Raw genomic sequence first — 3703 nt, 5'->3', positions numbered from 1 at the left:
AATCTAAAGGGATACATATCAACCTTACCCTGCAAGAATATGCTCTTCGGGAATTTTTCAGATATTTCCAAAACAGGATAAATAACCGGTCTAAAATCAATGGTATTCACTGCTGTAATTTCGCTAATATTCGTCTGGACTGCATCATTGATAAATGCGATTAAACCTGTTCCTGAATACGGGACTGCATCTTTTACTAGATGTTTAACATCAGTATAACTGATCGACACAAAGGCCCGGTTAATTTTCCATTTGCACCGACCGCCACCATTGAAAGGTAATTTCGTCTGAAAATAACCGGTTTGCGGATCAGCGTTTACTTTTAAACGTAATCCATTATAGGTTGGCACTTTAAAAGGCGACATGTTGGAATCTAAACGATATTCAAGGCAATCTTTTGAAATATATTCTGCGGATACATGCGGCTGTGTGTATTTCGGAGCGACTCCCTCTACCGTGATCCACTGATTTTCTTTAGGAGGAGAAAGTGGGGCATCCGGGTCAGCACAACCTGAGATTAATGTGGCTAACAAAACCAATGAATATTGCTTGATATTTATCATAGTAAATCTTCCTCTATCCCTACAGCGTTGTCCACATAGCGCATTAAAGCCAATGGACCTTGTTTATCCTGTTGAGTACAAATCAATGCTTGTTTCAACTGATGATCCATCTGTAAAAATAATGTATCGCGTTGCCGAATATCTGAAACAATATCAGTTCGTTCATTCAATGTTTTTTCAAATAATTGTTCCTGATCCAAGAAAAAATGGTATTTATCCGGTGCAACCAACTCTGCCAGTCGTGCACCAATATAGAGAGCATAGTTCCTTGAACGGTGATCAGGGAAACCTAACGAATCCTTTACCGTTGGATTCTCATGCGGTGGAAACCATTTGTTCTTATCTGCATCACTTATCTGCTTAAAAAATCCTTTCTGAATCGACCCTGCATCCTTCAGATTATTTTCTGTTGTGACGCTACTTTATTTTCCAGTAATCAATAGAATCTCTGTCTAAATCAACTCTGCCATCAGGATATTCAACTCTTGAAGGTTCTTTTCCTGGTGGGATAATAATTTTAGGCATTTTGGTTTCATCTAATTTAGGTTTATAGGTAATTTTCCATTCTGTTCCTGGAGTTAATTTCAACCGAAAAGGATACGTATCCACCATGCCCTGCAAGAAAATTCTATTTGGACGCCCATCAACCACCTTTAATACAGGGTAAATAACCGGCCTGAAATCTATAGTATTCAATGCAGCAATTTCACTAATATTTGTTTGAGCTGCATCATTGATAAATGCAGTTAATCCTGTCCCAGCATAGGGAATAGCATTTTTCATCAGGTGGCTAACATCGGTATAACCCACCGCCACAGAGGCTTGGTTGATTTTCCATTTACACCATCCTCCACCATTGAAAGGTAATTTCGCTTGAAAATAACCGGTTTGCGGATCAGCTTTTACATCCAAATCCAATCCATAATAAGTCGGCACCTTATAAGGTGACATGCCTGCATCCAACTGATATCTAAGACAGTCTTTTGAGATATACTGCGCGGACACATACGGTTTGGTATATTTCGGTGCGATCCCTTCTACGGTAATTAACTGTTCCTTTCCGGCAGATGAAAAGGGAAAAAGCCAGTTAAAAAAGGTATCGCCTAACGCCCAGTAAATAAAAGAGAGAAATAATAAGAGCAACGTTATTTTCAATATCTTCATACTGATAGTTCCTTCTTATCGCAGTAATGTTGTAAGGCCAGTGTGCCTTGCTCTTCCTGTTGGCTGACGGTCAGTGATTTTATTAACTGTTTGTCCATCTCCAGAAAATAGAGATTACGATAGTAAATGTTGTCAGGGATAAGCATCTTATCATTATCCATTGTCGCCTTAAATTGACGCTGACTGTCCTGATAGACCGTAATCTTATCCGGTTCGCATAACTCTCTGAGGCGCTTATCTATATAACCCGCATATTTATACGAGCTATGATTAGAAAAGCCAAATCCCCCTTTTAAATCAGCCCCTCTGTTTTCAACAAACAGTTTGTCTTTTTCTTGTTGACTGAGCTGATTAAATAACGCATTTTGCCGCTCACCGGCCAGAGAAAAATCCTTTTCTGTTTCCGGGTTTAATTCAGGAATTAAATAAAGCTTGGTGGTGTTATTCAATACTTCTTCGGTCACAGCCGTTATAAGGAGGGCATTCCTGGCGGAAATCAGCCATTCCGGGCAACTGTTGGCTTGAAAAAAATGAACAACCTTACCATGATGCAAATAGATTTCTTTACTGTCAGTCGCTTGTTTAATGGCTTTAACAATCGGTGACGGTGGCAACAATTTTATCATTGCCCATTCATACCCCACCGGCACCCAGTAATTAAAAAATCTATTATCCATATCCTGTTCAAAAGGCACCGAAGGGATCGGGTCATCTTCATTTACATGGCGATAATGGGTAATGGCAAACAATTCCTCTACCGCACTGCGGGTCAATGTTCTTGGCATCCCATAACTGTAAAGACAAGGATTATGTTCTTTCAGTTGTGCGCTGTGCAATAATGCCAACGCGCCTCCCAAACTATGGCCACAAATAAATAACTTTCTTTTTCTAGCTAAGTCCAGAATATCACTGAATACTGTTGTAACTTTAGTTTTATCACTGGGAACAATTAACCTCCCACCCAGATTAAATGCCTCCCAAAACCCTCTATGCACTTTGCCGTGATGAATAAACTCACTGCATAATGCTTTATCATCATCGCAGCTTAAAGCCAATGGTTGGAAGGTGGCATCAGTCAGGTAATTTTTCAGAGTAACCGTTCCCCGCCAACTGATAATCACATCTTTCTTACTGGCAGCATAAAACAGTTTGGTATCACCCTGTTTATTATCCCCTGCTTGTGAATCAATAAATTCCACCCGGGTATAACGTTCACTAAATGGTACATCGTAAACTACAGGTGTTGCCGACACTTTTTCCACCTGATAAGGCAGTTTGGAAACATCCACCATTTGCCGGTTAAAAAAATGTTTAACAGAACCTTCAACATTGACATCCCCATCAGCATAGGCTAGCACGCTCATCAAACACTGATTATAAGCATTCACAATGGAATACTCTTTCTGATGATGTAACAACAAAACCCAGGCCCGAAATGGACACACTTCCAATACATACCGCTGATTTAACGGATGGACCTGATAGCCTTTTGGTTCCGGATCAGGAAAATGATAGGGAGGTGGAATTTTTTTAGGATCATTCCAATCATCAAGCACCGGCAACCCATCACTAATCTGCCCGATAGTCACATAGCGATATTGATGGCCTTCGGCTTCCGCTTTTGGTTTCACCACCGACGCCTCTTCTCCCCGTATTTCCCGCAATGGCCGTTGTTCCATCTCATCCGCCAATGGTTGAGCACCGATATACAAAGTGACTGGATGGGGCGGCATCTCTTCTTCCCTTAATAATCCATTGCCATCGGTAACCCCTTTACGTCCCATCAGAGGATTCCCCCGAACTTTCAAACGGTAAGGCATATTAACCAGCGGTTTTCCCTGTTCATCCACCAGCTGAAATTCTATCCAGTGTTTCAGAATGTTTTTACAGTCAATATGATCGAGTGGACCTAATTTGCTCATCGATATGATTTCCTTCTTTTGACATTACATATAGGCGCGCAGCCCAAACATCAT

At 40.8% G+C, this 3703-nt stretch carries 4 protein-coding genes; all 4 read right to left on the bottom strand.

The window, feature by feature from the left end; genetic code table 11:
• Positions 1 to 563: hypothetical protein (locus BO26_RS18100; RefSeq protein ID WP_036773935.1), on the bottom strand; the 563-nt coding region annotated here is incomplete at its 3' end.
• Positions 560 to 793, bottom strand: a complete 234-nt coding sequence (locus BO26_RS24305) for a hypothetical protein (RefSeq protein WP_036773934.1) — start codon at positions 791 to 793, stop codon at positions 560 to 562. The genes BO26_RS24305 and BO26_RS18100, both read right to left, overlap by 4 nt.
• A gap of 187 nt (positions 794 to 980) precedes the next feature.
• Complete coding sequence (locus BO26_RS18090; protein ID WP_036773933.1) at positions 981 to 1727, bottom strand: hypothetical protein; 747 nt, start codon at positions 1725 to 1727, stop codon at positions 981 to 983.
• Positions 1724 to 3649, bottom strand: coding sequence for a lipase family protein (locus BO26_RS18085; RefSeq protein ID WP_036773932.1), 1926 nt, complete (start codon positions 3647 to 3649; stop codon positions 1724 to 1726). Before BO26_RS18085 ends, BO26_RS18090 begins: the two co-directional genes overlap by 4 nt.
• Positions 3650 to 3703: the final 54 nt, after the last annotated feature.

The organism is Photorhabdus australis DSM 17609 (genome assembly GCF_000711895.1).
Lineage (GTDB): Bacteria > Pseudomonadota > Gammaproteobacteria > Enterobacterales > Enterobacteriaceae > Photorhabdus > Photorhabdus australis.
Note: the sequence above shows the minus strand (reverse complement) of the source record. Positions and strands in the feature narration are given on the sequence as shown.

Coding starts and splice junctions, on each gene's coding strand:
- BO26_RS18090 (WP_036773933.1), bottom strand. CDS start 1,727: ATGAAGATATTGAAAATAACGTTGCTCTTATTATTTCTCTCTTTTATT.
- BO26_RS18085 (WP_036773932.1), bottom strand. CDS start 3,649: ATGAGCAAATTAGGTCCACTCGATCATATTGACTGTAAAAACATTCTG.